At 69.3% G+C, this 19,602-nt stretch carries 15 protein-coding genes; 1 reads left to right on the top strand and 14 read right to left on the bottom strand.

Annotation, left to right across the window (positions count from 1 at the left end; translation table 11 throughout):
* Window positions 1-196 precede the first annotated feature (196 nt).
* Complete coding sequence (locus ABZX12_RS18190) at window positions 197-1,519, top strand: cytochrome b N-terminal domain-containing protein (RefSeq protein WP_355694443.1); 1,323 nt, start codon at window positions 197-199, stop codon at window positions 1,517-1,519.
* On the opposite strand, the gene ABZX12_RS18195 is transcribed toward ABZX12_RS18190, so the two are convergent.
* From ABZX12_RS18195 to nuoF, 14 genes are all read right to left on the bottom strand, one after another.
* Window positions 1,506-2,666: an XdhC/CoxI family protein gene (locus ABZX12_RS18195; protein ID WP_355694445.1), complete on the bottom strand. Its 1,161-nt coding sequence runs from the start codon at window positions 2,664-2,666 to the stop codon at window positions 1,506-1,508. The genes ABZX12_RS18190 and ABZX12_RS18195 overlap by 14 nt on opposite strands.
* Window positions 2,659-3,141, bottom strand: coding sequence for a (2Fe-2S)-binding protein (locus ABZX12_RS18200; protein WP_355694447.1), 483 nt, complete (start codon window positions 3,139-3,141; stop codon window positions 2,659-2,661). Before ABZX12_RS18200 ends, ABZX12_RS18195 begins: the two co-directional genes overlap by 8 nt.
* Before the next feature lie 8 nt (window positions 3,142-3,149).
* Window positions 3,150-5,474 (bottom strand): molybdopterin cofactor-binding domain-containing protein, encoded by a 2,325-nt coding sequence (locus tag ABZX12_RS18205; RefSeq protein WP_355694449.1) that lies wholly within the window; start codon window positions 5,472-5,474, stop codon window positions 3,150-3,152.
* A gap of 126 nt (window positions 5,475-5,600) precedes the next feature.
* Window positions 5,601-6,800 (bottom strand): helix-turn-helix domain-containing protein, encoded by a 1,200-nt coding sequence (locus ABZX12_RS18210; protein ID WP_355694450.1) that lies wholly within the window; start codon window positions 6,798-6,800, stop codon window positions 5,601-5,603.
* 47 nt (window positions 6,801-6,847) lie between these two features.
* Entirely contained in the window at window positions 6,848-7,789 is a 942-nt protein-coding gene (locus ABZX12_RS18215; protein WP_355695439.1) for a polyprenyl synthetase family protein, read from the bottom strand.
* Window positions 7,790-7,866: 77 nt separating this feature from the next.
* Window positions 7,867-9,456, bottom strand: a complete 1,590-nt coding sequence (gene nuoN / locus ABZX12_RS18220; protein WP_355694452.1) for an NADH-quinone oxidoreductase subunit NuoN — start codon at window positions 9,454-9,456, stop codon at window positions 7,867-7,869.
* Complete coding sequence (locus ABZX12_RS18225) at window positions 9,453-10,976, bottom strand: NADH-quinone oxidoreductase subunit M (RefSeq protein ID WP_355694453.1); 1,524 nt, start codon at window positions 10,974-10,976, stop codon at window positions 9,453-9,455. The genes nuoN and ABZX12_RS18225 overlap by 4 nt, the downstream gene beginning before the upstream one ends.
* The gene (gene nuoL / locus ABZX12_RS18230) at window positions 10,973-12,841 is read right to left on the bottom strand and encodes an NADH-quinone oxidoreductase subunit L (protein WP_355694455.1); all 1,869 of its coding nucleotides are present in this window, start codon (window positions 12,839-12,841) and stop codon (window positions 10,973-10,975) included. Before nuoL ends, ABZX12_RS18225 begins: the two co-directional genes overlap by 4 nt.
* 12 nt (window positions 12,842-12,853) lie before the next feature.
* On the bottom strand, window positions 12,854-13,153 hold the full coding sequence (gene nuoK / locus ABZX12_RS18235; protein ID WP_130384807.1) for an NADH-quinone oxidoreductase subunit NuoK: 300 nt from the start codon (window positions 13,151-13,153) through the stop codon (window positions 12,854-12,856).
* Complete coding sequence (locus tag ABZX12_RS18240) at window positions 13,150-13,989, bottom strand: NADH-quinone oxidoreductase subunit J (protein WP_355694457.1); 840 nt, start codon at window positions 13,987-13,989, stop codon at window positions 13,150-13,152. Before ABZX12_RS18240 ends, nuoK begins: the two co-directional genes overlap by 4 nt.
* Complete coding sequence (gene nuoI / locus ABZX12_RS18245) at window positions 13,986-14,549, bottom strand: NADH-quinone oxidoreductase subunit NuoI (protein ID WP_355694458.1); 564 nt, start codon at window positions 14,547-14,549, stop codon at window positions 13,986-13,988. Before nuoI ends, ABZX12_RS18240 begins: the two co-directional genes overlap by 4 nt.
* Window positions 14,542-15,867, bottom strand: a complete 1,326-nt coding sequence (nuoH, locus tag ABZX12_RS18250) for an NADH-quinone oxidoreductase subunit NuoH (protein ID WP_355694459.1) — start codon at window positions 15,865-15,867, stop codon at window positions 14,542-14,544. Before nuoH ends, nuoI begins: the two co-directional genes overlap by 8 nt.
* Window positions 15,864-18,302 carry an NADH-quinone oxidoreductase subunit G gene (locus tag ABZX12_RS18255; protein WP_355694461.1) on the bottom strand — a complete coding sequence of 813 codons (2,439 nt, stop codon included), beginning with the start codon at window positions 18,300-18,302 and terminating at the stop codon, window positions 15,864-15,866. Before ABZX12_RS18255 ends, nuoH begins: the two co-directional genes overlap by 4 nt.
* Window positions 18,299-19,600, bottom strand: coding sequence for an NADH-quinone oxidoreductase subunit NuoF (gene nuoF / locus ABZX12_RS18260; protein ID WP_355694463.1), 1,302 nt, complete (start codon window positions 19,598-19,600; stop codon window positions 18,299-18,301). Before nuoF ends, ABZX12_RS18255 begins: the two co-directional genes overlap by 4 nt.
* Window positions 19,601-19,602: the final 2 nt, after the last annotated feature.

Consider the following 19,602-nt stretch of genomic DNA (forward strand, 5'->3'; position numbering starts at 1 on the left):
ACGTAGCGGCCGTTACCCAGGGTGCGTTCGGTCACGCCCAGGACCTTAGCTGCCCACAGTTCCACCGTCGCCGAACTTGCAGAGACCGTCCGGCAACCGTCCGCAACCGGCCATGGCCCGCGCACGTGAGGTGCAGCACGTCGCGTCACAGTCGCGTGCGCTGCGGTGTCGTATGTATGACCGAGGGAGGTCGAGCATGCAGAGTCGACTGGGCAATCTGCGAGCGAGAGTGTTTCCCGACCACTGGTCGCTGTTGTTCGGCCAGATCGCCTTCTACAGCTTCGTCGTGATCATGATCAGCGGCGTCGTCCTGATGGTGGACTACAAGCCGTCCGTCGAGCCGGTCGTGTACGACGGGCCGTACGGACCACTGCGCGGCACCGAGATGTCGCGGGCGCTGGACTCGACGCTCGCGATCACCTTCGAGACCCGTGCCGGGCTCCTGGTCCGGCAGGTCCACCACTGGGCCACGCTGATCATGGTCGCGGCGATCATGCTGCACCTGCTGCAACTGTTCTTCACCGCGGCCTTCCGCCGGCCGCGACGGCTGCACTGGCTGGTGGTCTTCGGCTTGCTCGTCCTCACGCTGGGCGCCTGCCTCACCGGGACCTCGCTCCCGGACGACATGGCCTCGGGCACCAGCCTCGCCGTCCTGGACGGTGTCCTGCAGGCGACGCCGTTCGTCGGCTCCGCGCTGTCGCACCTGCTGTTCGGCGGCGAGTTCCCGGGCGACGTGATCTCGCGGTTCTACCCGCTGCACATCGTCGTACTTCCGGTGGCGATCATCGGGCTCTTCGTCCTGCTCGCGCTCCGCAAACCCGCGAAGCAGACCGCGCCGAAGCCCGAACGCACCGCCGGACGCGTCGACGTGGTGAAGAGCGCCGGCCTGTTCTGCTTCGTCGTCGGGGTCTCGCTCGTCATGGCCGCGACCGCGACCATCAACCCGGTCTGGCTGTACGGTCCTGCCGACCCGGCGGACACCTCGGCCGGCGTCGGCCCGGCGTGGTACCTCGCGTTCCTGGACGGGTCGCTCCGGCTCGCGCCCGGCTGGGAGGTCGTCTGGTGGGGAAAGACGATCAGCCTGGCCGTCCTGTTGCCGGTCGCGCTCTGCACGCTCTTCCTCCTGCTCGTCGCGGTTTACCCGTTCATCGAGGAACGGGTGACCGGTGACCGCTCGGATCACTACGAGCTCGAGCGACCGCGCGCCAACCCGACGCGCACGGGCATCGGCGTCGCGGGCATCGTGTTCTACGGCGTCCTCTGGGCCGCCGCCGGCGCCGACACGATCGCCGTACAGTTCCATCTCTCGTTCAACACGCTGCTGCGGCTGTTCCAGATCCTGCTGATCGTCGGTCCGCCCGCCGCCCTCTTCATCACCCGCCGCGTCTGCCTCGGCCTGCAGCAGCAGGAGCAGGAGATCGCGACGCACGGCATCGAGACCGGCCGGATCGTCCGGCGCCCCGACGGCGGGTACGTCGAGGACCACCGCCCGTCGGTTCGTCAGCTCACGTCGCGATGAGCGCGCCGTGAATCGCGCCGTGAATCCGGCCCGTCGTGGTGGACAGCGGACGCGCACTGGCCGCGCTGCGGGAGGCGATGATCTCGGCCGCGATCGAGATCGCCGTCTCCTCGGGCGTCCGGGCGCCGAGGTCCAGGCCGGTCGGTGACGTCAGCCGGGCCAGCTCGTCCTCGGTGACGCCCGCGGCGCGCAACCGCGACAGCCGGTCGAAGTGGGTACGCCGCGACCCCATCGCGCCGATGTAGCCAGCGTCCGTCCGCAGCGCCACCTGCAGCAGCGGTACGTCGAACTTCGGGTCATGGGTCAGCACGCACAGCGCCGTCCGGCGGTCTACCTGGTCGAGGGACCCGGCGAGGAACCGGTGCGGCCAGTCGACCACGACCTCGTCGGCCTCGGGGAACCGTGCGCGGGTCGCGAAGATGCCGCGCGCGTCGCACACCGTCACGTGGTAGCCGAGGAACTTGCCGACCCGCGCCACGGCCGCCGCGAAGTCGATCGCCCCGAACACGAACATCCGCGGCGGCGGCGTCAGCGCCTGGACGAACACGGCGACGTCGGTCCGCCCGCAGTCCCCGTGCACGCCGTACTCGCGGATCGCGGTCGAACCGCTGCTGATCATCGCCAGCGCGTCCTGCACCACCGCCGCGTCCAGACCGGCGTCCCCCAGGGTGCCCTGGACATCGACGGGGACATCGACGGGGACCTCGACCGCGCCGGTGACCGAAGGGCCGATGACGAGGCGCCGGCCGAGGCGCTCGCCCGCCGTGACCACGGTCGCCACCGCCATCGGCCGGCCTGTCGCGATCGCCTCCGCGACCGCGCCGAACTCCGGGTACGACGCCGGGTCGACCGGCTCCACCAGGACGTCGAGCAGACCGCCGCAGGTCAGCCCGATCGTGAACCCGTCGTCGTCGGAGATCCCGTACCGCCGGACCACCGGCACCCCGGTCCGGATCACCTCTTCGGCCACCGCGTACACGTCGGCCTCGACACAGCCGCCCGAGACGCTGCCGACCACCGTCCCGGCGCCGGACACCGCCATCGACGCGCCCGGTTGCCGCGGCGCCGAACGGAACGTGCCGATCACCGTGGCGAGTGCGAACCTCTCGCCGTACCAGGGGCGGACCTGCGCGACGACGTCACGCACCCATGTCCTCCGCGCCGGCCTTCACGGCCTCGCGAATCCGGGAGTACGTGCCGCAGCGGCAGATGTTGCGCAGCTCGTCGAGGTCCGCGTCGGTGATGTCGCGGCCCTCCGCGCGGGCCTGCTTCACCTTCGCGACGGCCGCCATGATCTGACCGGGCTGGCAGTAGCCGCACTGGGCGACGTCGTACTTCAGCCAGGCCTCCTGCATCGGGTGCAGGTCCTTGCCGACCGTCGCCGGCAGGCCTTCGATCGTGGTGACCTCGTCCGTCGGCTCGATGTCCTTCACCTGGACCGAGCACGGGTTGAACGCCTTGCCGTTGATGTGCGAGGTGCACGACTTGCACACCTCCAGCGCGCAGCCGTACTTCGGCCCGGTGACGCCGAGCAGGTCGCGCAGGACCCACAGCAGCCGGACGCTGTCCTCGGCCTCGACGCTGATCTGCCGGCCGTTGAGCTTGAAAGTGTGCGTTGGCATGGGATTCCTCAGAACGTGTGGTCGAGGCCGTCGGTCGGCGACTGCGGAGTGGACGGCTGCACCGGCAACGGCTCGAAGCTCAGCGTGCCGTGGTTGATCGGGAAGTACGTCGGCAGCGTGCCGGTGGCCCGCGCGTACGCACAGGCGACCGCGGCGAACGCCGGGGCCACCGACAGCTCACCGGCGCCGCTCGGGCTCTCGCCGGTGTTCGGCATGATCACCACCTCGACGTCCAGCGGCGTGTTCCACTCCCGGGTGTAGAAGTAGTTGTCCCAGCTGCCCTCGAGCGGGATGCCGTTCCTGATGTGCAGGCTCGACGTCAGCGCCAGCGCGATCGCGTCCTGCAGGCCGCCGATCATCTGGGCCTCCAGGCCGCGCGGGTTGATGCAGAACCCCGGATCGACGGCGATCACCGCCTTGGTCACCCGCGGACCGGTCACCGCTTCGCCCTCGACCGGCCGGTTCACGGTCTCCGGCCGGCAGTCGATCTCGACCAGGGTCGCGACCGCGGCCCGGTACTCCGAATGCACCGCGATGCCCTGCGCCGTACCCTTCGGCATCGCCTTGCCCCAGTGACCGACCTCGGCCGCCTTGTTCAGCACGGCGAGCAACCGCTGGTCCTTGAGGAAGTTCCGCCGGAACCGGACCGGGTCCTGGCCCATCTTCCTGGCGAGCTGATCGACCACCAGTTCCTCGGCGCAGACCACGTTCGGCGAGTAGATGTTGCGCATGCTGCCGGTGTTGAACTTCAGCGGGATCTCGTTGAGCAACTGCGTGGTGACCCCGAAGTTGTACGGCGAGGACTGGGTCAGCGCGAAGATCGTCTCCGCGAACGACAGGTTGCCGCCGACCGGCAGGTCCGCCGCGAACGCGGTGATCATCTCGCCGAGACCGTGGCCGAAGTCGGTCTGCACACTCGTATGGCGCTGCTCGTAGCTGAGCACGTTGCCGGCCATGTAGTTCACCCGGACGCGGGACGTGCACATCGGGTGCGTGCGGCCCTGGCGGAAGTTGTCGGTCCGCGACCAGGACAGCTTCACCGCCTTGCCCATCTTCTGCGAGATCTCCGCCGCCTCGGCCGCCACGTCGTGGAACAGGTGCCGGCCGAACGAGCCGCCGCCCTGGACGACATGCACCTTGACGGCGTCGATCGGCAGGCCGAGCTGCTTGGCGATGTCCTCCTGGGCCACGATCGGGACCTTCAGGCACGACCAGATCTCGGCGCCGTCCGGGCGGACGTCGGCGATCGCGCAGTCCGGTTCGAGCGGGCTGTTGCTGGCGAACGCGAACACGAACTCGGCGTCGATGGTCTGCGCCAGCACCGGCGGAACGGCCATCGGCAGCTGCGCGGCCCGCAGCTTGGCCAGCACCGTCGCGTCGGACTCGTCGTCGACGGTGCCCGGGCCCCAGGTCGCGTCGACCTTCTGGATCGCGTCGATGCACTGCCCGAAGGTCTCGCCGCGGATCGCGACGCCGTGGGTGATACCAACGACATCGGTGATCCCCGGCATCGCCCGCAGGGCCGCGAGGTTGTTGATCGACCGCAGCGTCCCGTTGATCGTCGGCGGCCTGGCCACCATCGTCGGCTTCGCGCCCGGGACCTGCAGGTCCATCGCGAACTCCTTGCGACCGGTGACGATGTCGTGGCCGTCGACCCGGTTCCGCGGCTGCCCGAGGACCTTGAACTCGGACGGATCCTTGAGCTCGGCGGCGAACGCGACCGTCTTGAGCGTCGCCGCTGCCTTGGCCAGCGATCCGTACGACGCCGTACGACCGCTCGGGCCGCTGACCACGCCCTTGCGGGTGGTCAGCCTGCCGGCGTCGACGTCCCAGTGCGCGGCGGCCGTCTCCACCAGGCGCTGCCGGGCGAGCGCGGCCGCCGTCCGGACCGGGAGGTACATGCTGCGCATCGAGTTCGAGCCGCCGGTGAGCTGGTTCATCAACAGCTCCGGCCGCGCGTCGGCGAGGGTGATCTCGACCTTGCTCATCGGGAGATCCAGCTCTTCGGCCACCATCATCGCGAACGCGGTCGTGATGCCCTGGCCGACCTCGCAGCGCGGCACCGCGAAGTGCGCGGTCCCGTCGGTCTTCAGCTCCACGGTGATCAGGCCGGATGTCGGCGCCGCGGCGAGATTCTGCAGATCGCCCAGGTCGAAGATGTCCTCCGGCTGCGGCAGCGAGGGAACCGCCGCATCCGCGGACCGCGGGTCGGATTCGTTGGTGACCCAACTGACCCCGACCGCGAGTGTGGGGGCGGCGATCAGGTACCCGAGCACCTTGCGTCTGCCCAGCAGGCGCCGTCCGCCGGCCGGCTTCTCGCTGCGTTCGGTCATCTGGGTCCTCCGTGCTCGAGCAATGCTGGGAACGCAGTCTGGCACCGCCGCCGCGGCGGCGGCATGGCCGCAATGCCCAGGTTTTGCGGGGGTTCACTGTGCACAACGCACAGGCACACCCATCGGTCACGCAGGGAAGAGCTTGAACGCCCGCAGGGCAAGGCCGAGCTCGAGCTGACAACCGTCCTCGGTGACGTCACGGCCGGTGATCTGATGCACCCGGTGCAGGCGGTTGATGACCGTGTTCCGGTGACAGTGCGCGAGATCCGCCGTCCGGCGGACGGATCCGGCCGCTGTCACCCATTTGTCCAGGGTGTCGAGCAGGAGGTCGCGTTCCGATGCCGGCACCGTGGTCAGGGGAACCAGCCAGGTCTGGACCAGTTGCCCGGCCAACTCCGGTGCGCTGAGCAACAACGCCTCGGGCAGCCGCTCCGTCAGAGCTGCCACGTCGATCTGACCGGCCGGCAGCGTACGCCGGGCCAGCATCGCCTGCCGGTACGCGAGATTGACCTCGACCAGCCCGTTCACCACACCGGACAGACCCGCGGGTGCGTGCACGACGTCGCGCAGGATGCCGAGTGCCTTCGGCAGCGATTCGGTGCCGAGCGCAAGCAAGCCGACGACGGTCTGCGGACGCACCTGCCACGCGGAGGCGACCCGGACTGCCGCGAACCGGCGTACGAACGAGGATGTCGTGCACTCGTCGTCGACCAGGTTGTCGATCGCCACGACCAGGTAGCGGCCGTCGATCGGTACGTCGAGGACCGTGGCGGCTTCCTGGACGAATGCGCGGTCTTTCCCGCGGCCGTGCAGCAGCCCCTCCCAGAGCGTCGACCTGCGGCGCTCGTCGGCCCGGACGAGTTGCCGCTCGGCGACGTGATAGGCCGCGGCGACCTGCGACGACGTCCGGTCGACGACCTCCCAGACCTTGGACGCGACGTCCAGCAGCGCCTCCGAGTCGACCGCCCCCTGGGCGCGGGCCTCCTCGATCATCGCCTCCCACACCAGCCGCCCGCCGAGCCGGAACGACTTCAGGACGTCGTCCAGCGGCATCCGCTGCTCGGCGCGCCGCCGCCCGGTCGCCTGCGCCGCGTCGAAGCGGTCGTCGTTGTCGGCGATCATCTGCACGACCCGAGCCACGTTGTCATGACACGACCGCCACAGATCCTGCCGCGGCACCGCATCCATCACCCGGTACGCCGGGCTCTGCGCGTAGATCGTCTCGACCAACGCGTCGGTCAACGCCGGCAGATGCAGCAACACACTCTCGGCCAGCGACTCCACCGACAGCCCGACCACCGGCAACACAACATCCCGCTCACCCATAGTCGGCACAGCATCGCACAGAGTCGCGAAGCGGCCCAGGGCTCAGGTCAGACGGAGCGGGTGGCCACCAGGTCGCAGAGGGTGTCGAGGGCCTGGCGGCCGGGGCCTTCGGGGAGGGTGCTGAGGAGTTTGCGGGCGTCGGCGGCGCGGCGGCGTACGTCGTCCTCTGCCTGGCGGAAGGCGGCGTGGGAGCGGAGCAGGTCGAGCGCCTCGGACAAGCGGGCGTCGTCGGACAGGTCCGAGTCCAGCAGCTCCAGGAGGCGGGCGTCCGTGGGGTCCGCCGGGTCTGCCTGGGCGCGGAAGATCAGCACGGGCAGCGTGGGCACACCCTCACGCAGGTCGGTGCCGGGCGTCTTACCGGACTGACCGGATTCCGACGCGATGTCGAGCAGGTCGTCGGCCAGCTGGAACGCCACGCCGATCTCCTCGCCGAACGCCCGCAGCGATTCCTGGATCTCCTCCGAGGCGCCGGCGTACCGGGCGCCGAAGAGGACGGACGTCGCGATCAGCGAGCCGGTCTTGTCGGCGACCACCGACAGGTAGTGCGTGAGCGGGTCCTGCCCCTCGCCGACGCCGAGCGTCTCGCGGATCTGGCCCTCGACCAGCCGGCCGAAGGTCCGGGCCTGGATCCGGACCGCTTCCGGCCCGAGGTCCGCGACCAGGTCCGACGCCCGGGCGAACAGCCAGTCGCCGGACAGGATCGCCACCGAATTGTCCCAGCGCGCGTTCGCCGTCGACGAGCCGCGGCGCAGCGCCGCCTCGTCCATCACGTCGTCGTGGTGCAGCGTCGCGACATGGGTCAGCTCGACGACCACGGCCGCCTTCACCACGTCGTCCGCGCCGGCGTCAGCGCCGAACTCCGCCCCCAGCAGGACCAGCAGCGGCCGGAACCGCTTGCCACCGGCAACCATGACGTGCCGCGCGGCGGCGGTGACGAACGGCGCCTCGGACTCGGTCGCGTCGAGCAGGGCCTGCTCGACGAGCTCCAGCCCAGCACGGACCCGGGACTCGAGGCCTGCGTCGGCGAACTCGAATCCCAGGCTCTCGGCCGGCAGCGGGGTCGGACTCAACGGATGAACTCACCAGCTCGGGCCGCCAGGTCCAGCACCGGTCCGGGGACCAGACCGAGGACGACGGTGGCAGCGAGACCCAGCGCCACGGCGCTCGTGGTCTGCCAGCCCGGCAGCGCCACGTCCGGCGCGTCGGCCGGCAGGTCGGAGAAGAACATCAGCACGATCACGCGGACGTAGAAGAACGCGGCGACCAGGCTGGACAGGACAGCGACGACCACCAGAGGCCACGCGCCGCCGGTCCACGCCGCGCTGAAGACCGCCCACTTGCCGGTGAAGCCCGCGGTCAGCGGGATGCCGGCGAAGGACAGCAGGAAGAACGCGAAGATCCCGGCCAGTAGCGGCGACTTCTTGCCCAGGCCCGCCCAGCGGGACAGGTGCGTCGCCTCGCCGCCCGCGTCGCGCACCAGCGTCACGACGGCGAACGCGCCGATCGTCGGGAAGCCGTACGAGACCAGGTAGAACAACACCGCCTGCGTCGAGGTGATGCCGTTGTGCACGCCGCTCCCGGCCTGCGCCAGGCCGACGAACGCGGTCAGCAGGAAGCCCGCGTGCGCGATCGACGAGTACGCCAGCATCCGCTTCACGTCGGTCTGCGTGATCGCGACGATCGAACCGACCACCATGGTGAGGATCGCGACGATCCACATCATCGGCGCCCAGTCCCAGCGCGTCCCGCCGAGTGCGACGTAGAAGACCCGCATCAGCCCGACGAACGCGGCGATCTTGGTGCAGGCCGCCATGAAGCCGGTGACCGGCGTCGGCGCGCCCTGGTAGACGTCCGGCGTCCAAGAGTGGAACGGTACGGCGCCGACCTTGAACAGCAGGCCGACTCCCAGCAGGCCGGTGCCGGCGAGCAGGATGGCGTCGCCGCCGGTCTGCGTGCCGAGCGCGTCCGCGATCCCGCCGAGCGACATCGTGCCGGCGTACCCGTACAGCAGCGCGATCCCGAACAGCAGGAACGCCGACGAGAAGGCGCCGAGCAGGAAGTACTTCATCGCGGCTTCCTGCGAGATCAGCCGGCGCCGGCGGGCCAGCCCGCACAGCAGGTACAGCGGCAGCGAGAACACCTCGAGCGCGACGAACAGCACGAGCAGGTCGTTCGACGCCGCGAACAGCATCATGCCGCCGACCGCGAACAACGTCAGCGGGAAGATCTCGGTGTGCTCGATGCGTGCCGCGGTGCCCTCGCGCTCGGCCTCGGAGCCCGGTACGGCGGCCGCCTGACCGGCGAACGCGGACAGGCCGCCGTCGATCGAGCGCTCCGCGAACAGCAGCACGCTGATCAGCGTCAGCGCCAGCAGGACGATCCAGGTGAACAGCGCGGGGCCGTCGACCGAGATCGCGCCCTGCGCGGCGACCAGCTCCTTCTTGTCGTTCATCAGGATGCCGGTCAGGACACCGGAGACGACCAGGGCGACCACCGTGATCGCCAGCTGCACCAGGTGCCGCAACGGCCGCGGCAGGAACGCCTCGGCCAGGACGCCGACGCACGCCGCGCCGAACACGACGAGCAGCGGAGCCAGCTCGTTGTACTCGATCTTCGGCGCCGTGAAGTCCGCCAGCGGCAGCAACAACGCGCTCACTTCTGTCCCTCCGTCGCGGGGATCTCCGGTGCCGGGTCGGTGACGCCCACATGCTGCATGGTCGCCTCGACCGCGGGCTTGATGATGTCGACGATCGGCTTCGGGAAGATTCCGAGGCCGATGATCAGGACGATCAGCGGTGCGATCGCGAAGACCTCACGCACGTTCAGGTCCTTGAGCTTCTCGATCCCGTCGCGGACCGGGCCGGTCATCGTGCGTTGGTACATCAGCAGGATGTACAGCGCGGCCAGCACGATACCGACCACCGCGATCACCGCGATCGTCCGGTGCTTGCTGAAGGTCCCGGCCAGCACCATGAACTCGGAGATGAACGGCGACAGACCGGGCAGCGCGAGGCTGGACAGGCCGGCGAACAGGAAGGTCCCGGCGAGCACCGGTGCGACCTTCTCCACCCCGCCGTAGTCGGCGATCCGGGCGGACCCGCGCCGGGACACGAGGTACCCGGCGACCAGGAACAGCGCCGCGGTCGAGAGACCGTGGTTGAACATGTACAGCGTCGACCCGGTCAGGCCCTGCGACGTCAGCGCGAAGATGCCCATCACGATGAAGCCGAAGTGCGAGATCGAGGTGTACGCGATCAGCCGCTTGATGTCGGTCTGCCCGATCGCCAGCAGGGCGCCGTACAGCACCGAGATCAGCGCCAGCACCAGCACCACCGGGGTGGCCCACTCGGACGCGTTCGGGAACAGGCCCAGGCAGAACCGGATCATCCCGAAGGTGCCGATCTTGTCCAGGATGCCGACCAGCAGCACCGACGTCCCCGGCGTCGCCTCACCGGCCGCGTCCGGCAGCCAGGTGTGGAACGGCACCATCGGCGCCTTCACCGCGAACGCGAACATGAAGCCGAGGAACAGCCAGCGCTCGGTGTTCTGGCTCATGTCCAGCTTCATCATGTCCGACAGCAGGTACGACGGGTCGCCCTGCCGCGCGGAGACGACGTACAGACCGACGACGGAGGCCAGCATCAGCAGACCGCCGAGCAGCGAGTAGAGCAGGAACTTCACCGCGGCGTACGAACGCTGCGGGCCGCCGAAGCCGCCGATCAGGAAGTACATCGGGATCAGCGTGGCCTCGAACAGCACGTAGAACAAGAACACGTCGGTGGCCGCGAACACGCCGATCGACAGCGCCTCCAGGCCCAGGATCCAGGCGAAGAAGGACTTCTCCGACCAGCGGCCCTGCTGCGCGTCGTTCCAGGACGCGATCATCACGATCGGCGTCAGCAGCGCGGTCAGCACCACCAGGACGATGCCCACGCCGTCCAGGCCGAGCGCGTAGTGCGCGCCGAAAGCCTTGATCCAGGTGTGCGTCACGGCGTAGTCCTCGGCGCCGTTGCGCTGGTAGCCGATCGCGACGATCGCGGTCAGCACCAGCGTCACGAGCGAGAACCCGAGCGCCACCTGCTTGGCCGTCAGCGCCTTCGCCTTCGGCACCAGCATCGTCGCGATGGCCCCGACGAACGGCAGGAGCAGTAACAGGGTCAGCCAACCGATGTTCACGACAACCTCACCGCGAGGAGGGCGACGACCACGAATGCGGCGCCGAAGACCATGCTGAGTGCGTACGAACGGACGAAGCCCGTCTGGACCCGGCGGAGCCGGCCGGACAGCCCGCCGAAGAGTGCGGCCAGGCCGTTGACCAGGCCGTCGACGCCCCGGTTGTCGAGCCAGACCAGCGTCCGGGTCAAGTACTGGCCCGGGCGCATGAAGACCGCCTCGTTCAGCGCGTCGCCGTACAGGTCACGACGCGCGAACTTGGTCAGCGGCGAGCCGGCCGGAGCCTCCCGCGGCACCTCCCGGCGGTACATCAGCACCGAGATCGCGATGCCGACGGCAACCACCGCGAGGGTGATGATCGTCATCACCACGGCGCTCACCGGAGCGTGCTCCTCCTCGTGCCCGACCACCGGCTCGAGCCAGTCGACGATCCAGTGACCGGCGAAGTACAGCGCACCGCCGGCCAGCGAGAGCGCGGCCAGGATGATCAGCGGCCACGTCATCACCTTCGGCGACTCGTGCGGGTGCACGTCCTCGGCCCAGCGCTTCTTGCCGAAGAACGTCATGATCATCACCCGCGTCATGTAGAACGCGGTGAGCCCGGCGCCGAGCAGCGCGCACAGACCGATCACCGTGTTGTCCGCGAACGCGGCCTCGATGATCTTGTCCTTGCTGAAGAAGCCGGCGAACGGCGGGATGCCCAGGATCGCCAGGTAGCCGAAGCCGAAGGTCACGAAGGTGATCTTCATCGCCGTCCGCAGCGCGCCGTAGTGGCGCATGTTCACGTCGTCGTTCATGCCGTGCATGACGGATCCGGCGCCGAGGAACATGTTGGCCTTGAAGAAGCCGTGCGTGAGCAGGTGGAAGATCGCGAACACGTACCCGGCCGGGCCGAGGCCGGCGGCCAGCATCATGTAGCCGATCTGGCTCATCGTCGAACCGGCCAGCGCCTTCTTGATGTCGTCCTTGGCGCAACCGATGATCGCACCGGCCAGGGCGGTGACCGTACCGACGATGACCACCGCGGTCGAGGCCGCTTCGGTCTGCTCGTAGATCACCCCGGACCGCACCACCAGGTAGACGCCGGCGGTGACCATGGTCGCCGCGTGGATCAGCGCCGACACCGGGGTCGGGCCCTCCATCGCGTCCAGCAGCCAGGACTGCAGCGGCACCTGGGCGGACTTGCCGCAGGCAGCCAGCAGCAGCATCAGGCCGAGCAGCGTGGCCCAGGTCTTCGACAGCTGGTCGGCGCCGGCGAACACCGTGGAGAAGGCCGAGGAGCCGAACAGCACCCACATGCTCATCACCGCGAGCGACAGGCCGATGTCACCGACCCGGTTCACCACGAAGGCCTTCTTCGCGGCGACCGCGGCCGAGGTCTTGTGCTGCCAGAAGCCGATCAGCAGGTACGACGCCAGACCGACGCCCTCCCAGCCGACGAACACCAGCAGGTAGTCGGCCGCGAGCACCAGCAGCAGCATCGCCGCGATGAACAGGTTCAGGTAGCCGAAGAACCGCCGCCGGCGCGGGTCGTGCTCCATGTAGCCGATCGAGTAGACGTGGATCAGCGAACCCACACCGGTGATCAGCAGCACGAACAGGATCGACAGCGGGTCGATCAGCAGGCTGAACTCGACCTTGATGTGGCCGACCGAGAACCACTCGAACAGGTTGACCGTCTCGGACCGCTCTTCGCCGGACAAGCCGCGCATCTGGACGAACAGCACGACGCCGAAGACGAAGGAGATCACCGGCGCCAGCGTGCCCAGCAGGTGACCCCACGCGTTGGTGGCCTTGCCACCGAGCAGCAGGATCGCCGCGGACACCGCTGGTACGGCAACCAGCAGCCACGTCAGCTCATGACTCATGGGGTGCTTACCTCAGTACTTGAGCAGGTTGGCGTCGTCGACCGAGGCCGAGCGACGGGTGCGGAAGATGGCCATGATGATCGCCAGCCCGATCACGACCTCGGCCGCGGCCACCACCATCACGAAGAAGGCGGCGATCTGGCCGTCGAGGTTGCCGTGCTGGCGGGCGAAGCTGACGAACGCGAGGTTGGTCGCGTTCAGCATCAGCTCGACGCACATGAAGACGACGATGGCGTTGCGGCGGACCAGCACGCCGAGCGCGCCGATACTGAACAGGATCGCCGCGAGCACGATGTACGGCTCGGTCGTCATTTCTTGTCCTCCTCGCCGACGAAGCCGGTCGTGTCGGTGCTCTCCGCCTCGGACGGGTACGCCTCGCCCAGGTCGAGCTCGCGCACCTCTTCGACGTCCGCGCGCTCCTCGGTCTCGGGGAACACGGTGCCACGTGCCTGGAGCACGCGCGAAACCGAGGTGGGTGCGATCGACCCGTCCGGCAGCAGGGCCGGGGTGTCGACGGCGTTGTGCCGGGCCAGCACACCGGGGGTCGGCAGCGGGCCGGGGTGGATGCCCTGCTCGGCGTACTTGCGGATCCGCTCCTCGGCGTGGTCGCGCTGGGTGCGCTTCTTGGTCAGCCGCTCGCGGTGGGCCAGCATCATGGCGCCCATCGCCGCGGTGATCAGCAGCGCCGACGTGACCTCGAAGGCCCAGACGTACTTGCTGAACAGCAAGTTCGCGATCGCCTTCGGGTTCCCGTCCGGCTGCGCGCCGGCCAGGCCGATCGGGTTGCCGTAGACCGCGTTGCCGACCGCGGCGACCAGCAGGACGCCGAAGCCCAGGAACGCGATCCCGGCGAGCAGCCGCTGGCCGCGGATCGTCTCGACCAGCGAGTCGGACGCGTCGACGCCGACCAGCATCAGCACGAACAGGAACAGCATCAGGATCGCGCCGGTGTAGACGATGATCTGGACGGCGAACAGGAACGGCGCGTCCTGCGCGGCGTACTGCACCGCGAGACAGACCATCACCGTCGCCAGCAGCAGCGCCGAGTGCACCGCCTTGCGGACCAGGACCATCCCGATCGCGGCCAGGATCATGACCGGAGCCAGCAGCCAGAACGCGACCTGCGGGCCGGTGACGAGACCGATCACTTCGCGTCACTCCCCTGGGTCTGGATGTCCTGGCCGTTCGAGGCCGCGCCGGTCAGACCGAGGTAGTAGTCCTTCTCGGTCTTGCCCAGCTGCATCTCGTGCGGCGGCTCCTGCATGCCCGGGAGCAGCGGCGCCAGCAGGTCCTTCTTCTCGTAGATGAGGGACGCGCGGCTGGTGTCGGCCAGCTCGTACTCGTTGGTCATCGTGAGCGCCCGGGTCGGGCACGCCTCGATGCACAGGCCGCAGAGGATGCAGCGCAGGTAGTTGATCTGGTACACCCGGCCGTACCGCTCGCCCGGCGAGAACCGGTCGCCGTCGGTGTTGTCCGCGCCCTCGACGTAGATCGCGTCCGCGGGGCAGGCCCACGCGCACAGCTCACAGCCGACGCACTTCTCCAGACCGTCCGGCCAGCGGTTCAGCTGGTGCCGGCCGTGGAACCGGGGCGCGGTCGGCTTCTTCTCGAACGGGTACTGCTCGGTGAACACCTTGCGGAACATCGTCCGGAAGGTGACCCCGAACCCGGCTACCGGGTCCCAGAGGGACTCTTTGACACTAGCCATTTCTGCCATCCTTGCTAAGACCCGCAGTCTCGCTTCGGCTCGGAGTGTTGACGGCCATCGGGGGTGGCACCGGGAAGCCGCCGGCGAAGGCGTCGAAGTCCTTCGCGCGGTCCGCCTCGGTCACCTTCTCGGGCTTGGGCTTCTGCGGAGCGAACATGCTGGCCACGGCGAGCACCAGCACGATCGCGGCCGCGACCAGCAGCGTCGTCCGGCTGAAGTTGGTCTCCCGGCCGACCGCGCGGACGGTGGCGACCAGCAGGATCCAGACCAGCGAGACCGGGATCAGGACCTTCCAGCCGAGCTTCATGAACTGGTCGTAGCGCAGTCGCGGCAGCGTTCCGCGCAGCCAGATGTAGAAGAAGATGAAGCCCATCAGCTTGCCCATGAACCACAGCACCGGCCAGTAGCCGGAGTTCGCGCCGTCCCAGAGCGAGATCGGCCACGGCGCCCGCCAGCCGCCCAGGAACAGCGTGGTGGCCAGCGCGGACACGGTCGCCATGTTGATGTACTCGGCCAGGAAGAACATCGCGTACTTGATCGAGGAGTACTCGGTCAGGAAGCCCGCGACCAGCTCGCCTTCGGCCTCGGGCAGGTCGAACGGCGCCCGGTTCGTCTCGCCGACCATCGAGACCACGTAGATCACGAACGACGGGAAGAGCAGGAACGCGTACCACCCGGGCAGCGGGATGTCGGCCCCGAACAAGTGCACGGTCTGGTGCGACTGCGCCGCCACGATCTCCGAGGTGGACATCGAGCCGGCGAACAGGAACACGGTCACCAGCGCCAGGCCCATGCCGACCTCGTACGAGATCATCTGCGCGCTGGAGCGCAGACCGCCGAGCAGCGAGTACGTCGAGTTCGACGACCAGCCGCCGAGGACGATGCCGTAGATGCCGATCGAAGCGACCGCCATCACGTACAGCACCGAGACCGGCAGGTCGGTGAGCTGCAGCCGGGTGTAGGTGTCGGTGAACGGGATCTTCACCGTCGGCCCGAACGGGATCACCGCGAAGGTGAGGAAGGCCGGCACCGCGACGATCGCCGGCGCCAGGACGAACACCAGCCGGTCGACGCCCTTCGGCATCAGGTCTTCCTTGAGCATCAGCTTCACACCGTCGGCCAGCGACTGCAGCAGACCCTGCGGGCCGTGCACGTTCGGGCCGATCCGGTGCTGCATCCGCGCCACCACCCGGCGTTCCCACCAGATGTTGAACAGCGTCAGCACCACGAGGAAGACGAAGATGAACAGCACCTTGATCAGGATGACCCACCACGGGTCGTGCCCGACCCCGGCGTCCGGTACCGCAAGCGGCATCATGCGTTCCCTCCGGCGATCGTCACGATCGAGCCATGGTCTGCGTGCAGCGACCGGCGCACGTGCGAGTCGGCCGAGTTCGTCGGCAGCCAGACCACGTTGTCGGTCATCGGGGTGATGACGACCGGCAGCCGGATCGATCCGGCGTCGGTGCTCACCACCAGCTCGTCGCCGTCGGCGACCCCGATCCGGTGTGCGGTGGTGAGCGAGATCCGGGCCACCGGCTTGCGCGCGGTCGCGGTCAGATGCGGCTCACCGTCGCAGGCGCGGCTGTCGTCGATCAGCATCCGCCAGGTCGCGAGCCGGGTGGAGTCGAACGCGCCGAGGGCCGGACCGGCCTGGTACGTCGGCTCCTGGGCCCGGTCGCCGTCCCAGCGGCCGAGCTCGTCGTACTCCCGCTTCGCGCCGTCGGGCGTGCTGAAGCCGAGCGAGCGGCCCATCTCCTGCGCCAGCGCGGCCAGCGCGCGGACGTCCGGCATCGCGGCCGGCACCTTCAGCGCGACCGGGAACGGCCGCTCGCGGCCCTCCCAGTTCACGAAGGTGCCGGACTTCTCCACCGGCGGTACGACGGGGAAGACCACGTCGGCGTACTCGGTCACCTGGGAGTTGCGGACCTCGAAGCTGACCACGAACGGCGCCGCCGCGAGCGCGGCCAGCGCCGCGGCCGGGTCGGGCAGGTCGTCGATCTCGACGCCCGCGACGACCAGCGCCTGCAGCGATCCGGCGTCCCGCACGATCTCGGTGAGGTCCTTGCCCGGCTGGGCCGGCAGGCTCTCCACGCCCCAGGCGGCCTGCAGGTCGACCCGCGCCTGCGGGTCGGTGACCAGACGGCCACCGGGCAGCAGGCCCGGCAGGCAGCCGGCCTCGAGCGCGGCCCGGTCACCCGCACGGCGCGGGATCCAGGCCAGCTGGGCGCCGGTGTCGAGCGCGAGCCGGAGCGCCGTCGAGTACCCGCCCGGCACCGCGGCCAGCCGCTCGCCGACGATGATGATCGAGTCCGGTCCGAGCGCGGCCCGGGCAGCGGCCCCGGCCTCGCCGGCGTTGCCGAGGTCCGCGAGCACGGCGGCCTCGGTGCCCGGCGACGCGTGGACGACGACGCCGTCGAGCTTCTCCACGCCGCGCGACGCGTACGCCGCGATCGTGAACACCTTGGTGCCGTGCGCCTTCACACCCTTGCGAACCCGGAGGAACACCGACGGCGCCTCCTCCTCGGGCTCGAACCCGGCGAACAGCACCGAGCCGGCCTTCTCGAGGTCCGCGAACGTCGTTCCGAGGCCGGTGCCGGCCACCGCGGCGGCCAGGAAGTCCGCCTCCTCCGCGGAGTGCGGGCGGGCCCGGAAGTCGATGTCGTTGCTGCCCAGCGCGACCCGCGCGAACTTCGAGTACGCGTAGGCGTCCTCGAGCGGCAGCCGGCCGCCGGTCAGCACGGCGGCGTTGCCGCGCGCGGCGTTCAGCTTCTCCGCCGCGAAGGTCAGGGCCTCCGGCCAGGACGCCGGCCGCAGCGCGCCGTCCTCCCGGATCATCGGGTGGGTCAGCCGGTCGCCGGTGCTCGCGTACTGGAACGCGAACCGGTCCTTGTCGGAGATCCACTCCTCGTTGACCTGCGGGTCGTCACCGGCCAGCCGGCGCATCACCTTGCCGCGCCGGTAGTCGATCCGGATCGCCGCACCGGACGCGTCGTGCTCGGCCACCGACGGCACCGACACCAGGTCGAACGGCCGCGAGCGGAAGCGGTACGCCGCACTCGTCAGCGCACCGACCGGGCAGATCTGGATCGTGTTGCCGGAGAAGTAGCTCTCGAAGGGCTCCTTCTCGTAGATGCCGACCTGCTGCAGCGCGCCGCGCTCGATCAGCGCGATGAACGGGTCACCGGCGATCTGCTCGGAGAACCGCGTGCAGCGCGCGCAGAGGATGCAGCGCTCGCGGTCCAGCAGCACCTCGGCCGAGATGTTGATCGGCTTCGGGTAGGTCCGCTTGATCCCGTGCGACTCGTGGAACCGGGACTCGGCGCCGCCGTTGCTCATCGCCTGGTTCTGCAGCGGGCACTCGCCGCCCTTGTCGCAGACCGGGCAGTCGAGCGGGTGGTTGATCAGCAGGAACTCCATGATCCCGTGCTGGGCCTTGTCGGCCACCGGCGAGGACACCTGGGTCCGGACCACCATGCCGTCGGCGACGGTGATCGTGCAGGAGGCCTGCGGTTTCGGCATCCCCCGGCCGTTCCCGGCATCGGTGATCTCGACCAGGCACTGCCGGCAGGCGCCGACCGGATCGAGCAACGGGTGGTCGCAGAACCGCGGGATCTGGATCCCGATCTGCTCGGCGGCCCGGATCAGCAGGGTGTTCTTCGGAACCTTGACCTCGATGTCGTCGATGGTGACCGTCACCAGATCGGTGCGCTCCACCTCGGACCCGGCCGGCGGGTTCGCTTGGATCGTCATGCGCTAGCTCCAGCAGTCGCGAAGACAGTGCTTGCCATCGGGTCGAACGGGCAGCCGCCGTTCTCGAAGTGCGCCAGGTACTCGTCCTTGAAGTGCGCGATCGAGCTGGCGATCGGTGCGGTCGCACCGTCGGCCAGCGCGCAGAACGACCGGCCGGTGATGTTCTCGCACAGGTCGAGCAGCTCGACCAGGTCTTCCTCGGTCCCCTGGCCCTTCTCCAGCCGCTCGAGGATCTGCACCAGCCACCAGGTGCCCTCGCGGCACGGCGTGCACTTGCCGCAGGACTCGTGCTTGTAGAACTCGGTCCAGCGCAGCACGGCGCGCACCACGCACACCGAGTCGTCGAAGATCTGCAGCGCCTTGGTGCCGAGCATCGAGCCGACCGAGCCGACGCCCTCGTAGTCCAGCGGGACGTCGAGGTGCTCCGAGGTCAGCAGCGGCGTCGACGAACCACCCGGCGTCCAGAACTTCAGCTGGTGGCCCTCACGGACCCCGCCGGCCAGGTCGAGCAGCTCGCGCAGCGTGATGCCCAGCGGCGCCTCGTACTGCCCCGGGCGGGTGACGTGCCCGGACAGCGAGTACAGCGTCATGCCCTTGGACTTCTCGGTGCCCATCGAGGAGAACCAGTCCGCGCCGTTCTTCAGGATGACGGGAACGGATGCGATCGACTCGACGTTGTTGATGACAGTGGGGCAGCCGTACAAGCCCGCGACCGCGGGGAACGGAGGACGCAGACGGGGTTGACCGCGACGACCTTCGAGCGAGTCGAGCAGCGCCGTCTCCTCGCCGCAGATGTAGGCGCCGGCGCCGGCGTGCACGACCACGTCGAGGTCGTAGCCGCTGCCGAGGATGTTCTGGCCGATGTAGCCGGCGTCCTTGGCCTCCTGGACCGCCTGCTGCAGCCGGCGGATCACGTGCAGGACCTCTCCGCGGACGTAGATGAACGCCACCGACGCGCGGATCGCGTAGGACGCGATGACGACGCCCTCGACGAGCGTGTGCGGCGAGGCCATCATCAGCGGGATGTCCTTGCAGGTGCCCGGCTCGGACTCGTCGGCGTTGACGACCAGGTACTTCGGCTTCGGGTTGTCCTGCGGGATGAACGACCACTTCATCCCGGTCGGGAAGCCCGCGCCGCCGCGGCCGCGCAGACCGGAGTCCTTGACCGCGGCGACGACGTCGGCCGGTTCCATCCGCAACGCCGTGCGCAGCGCGTCGTACCCGCCGGTTCGCTGGTACGACGAGAGCTGCCAGGCGTTGATCTGGTCCCAGTTGTCGGACAGTACGGGGGTCAGCATCG

Origin of the sequence: Kribbella sp. NPDC003505, from assembly GCF_040610875.1 — a bacterium.
Taxonomy (GTDB): domain Bacteria; phylum Actinomycetota; class Actinomycetes; order Propionibacteriales; family Kribbellaceae; genus Kribbella.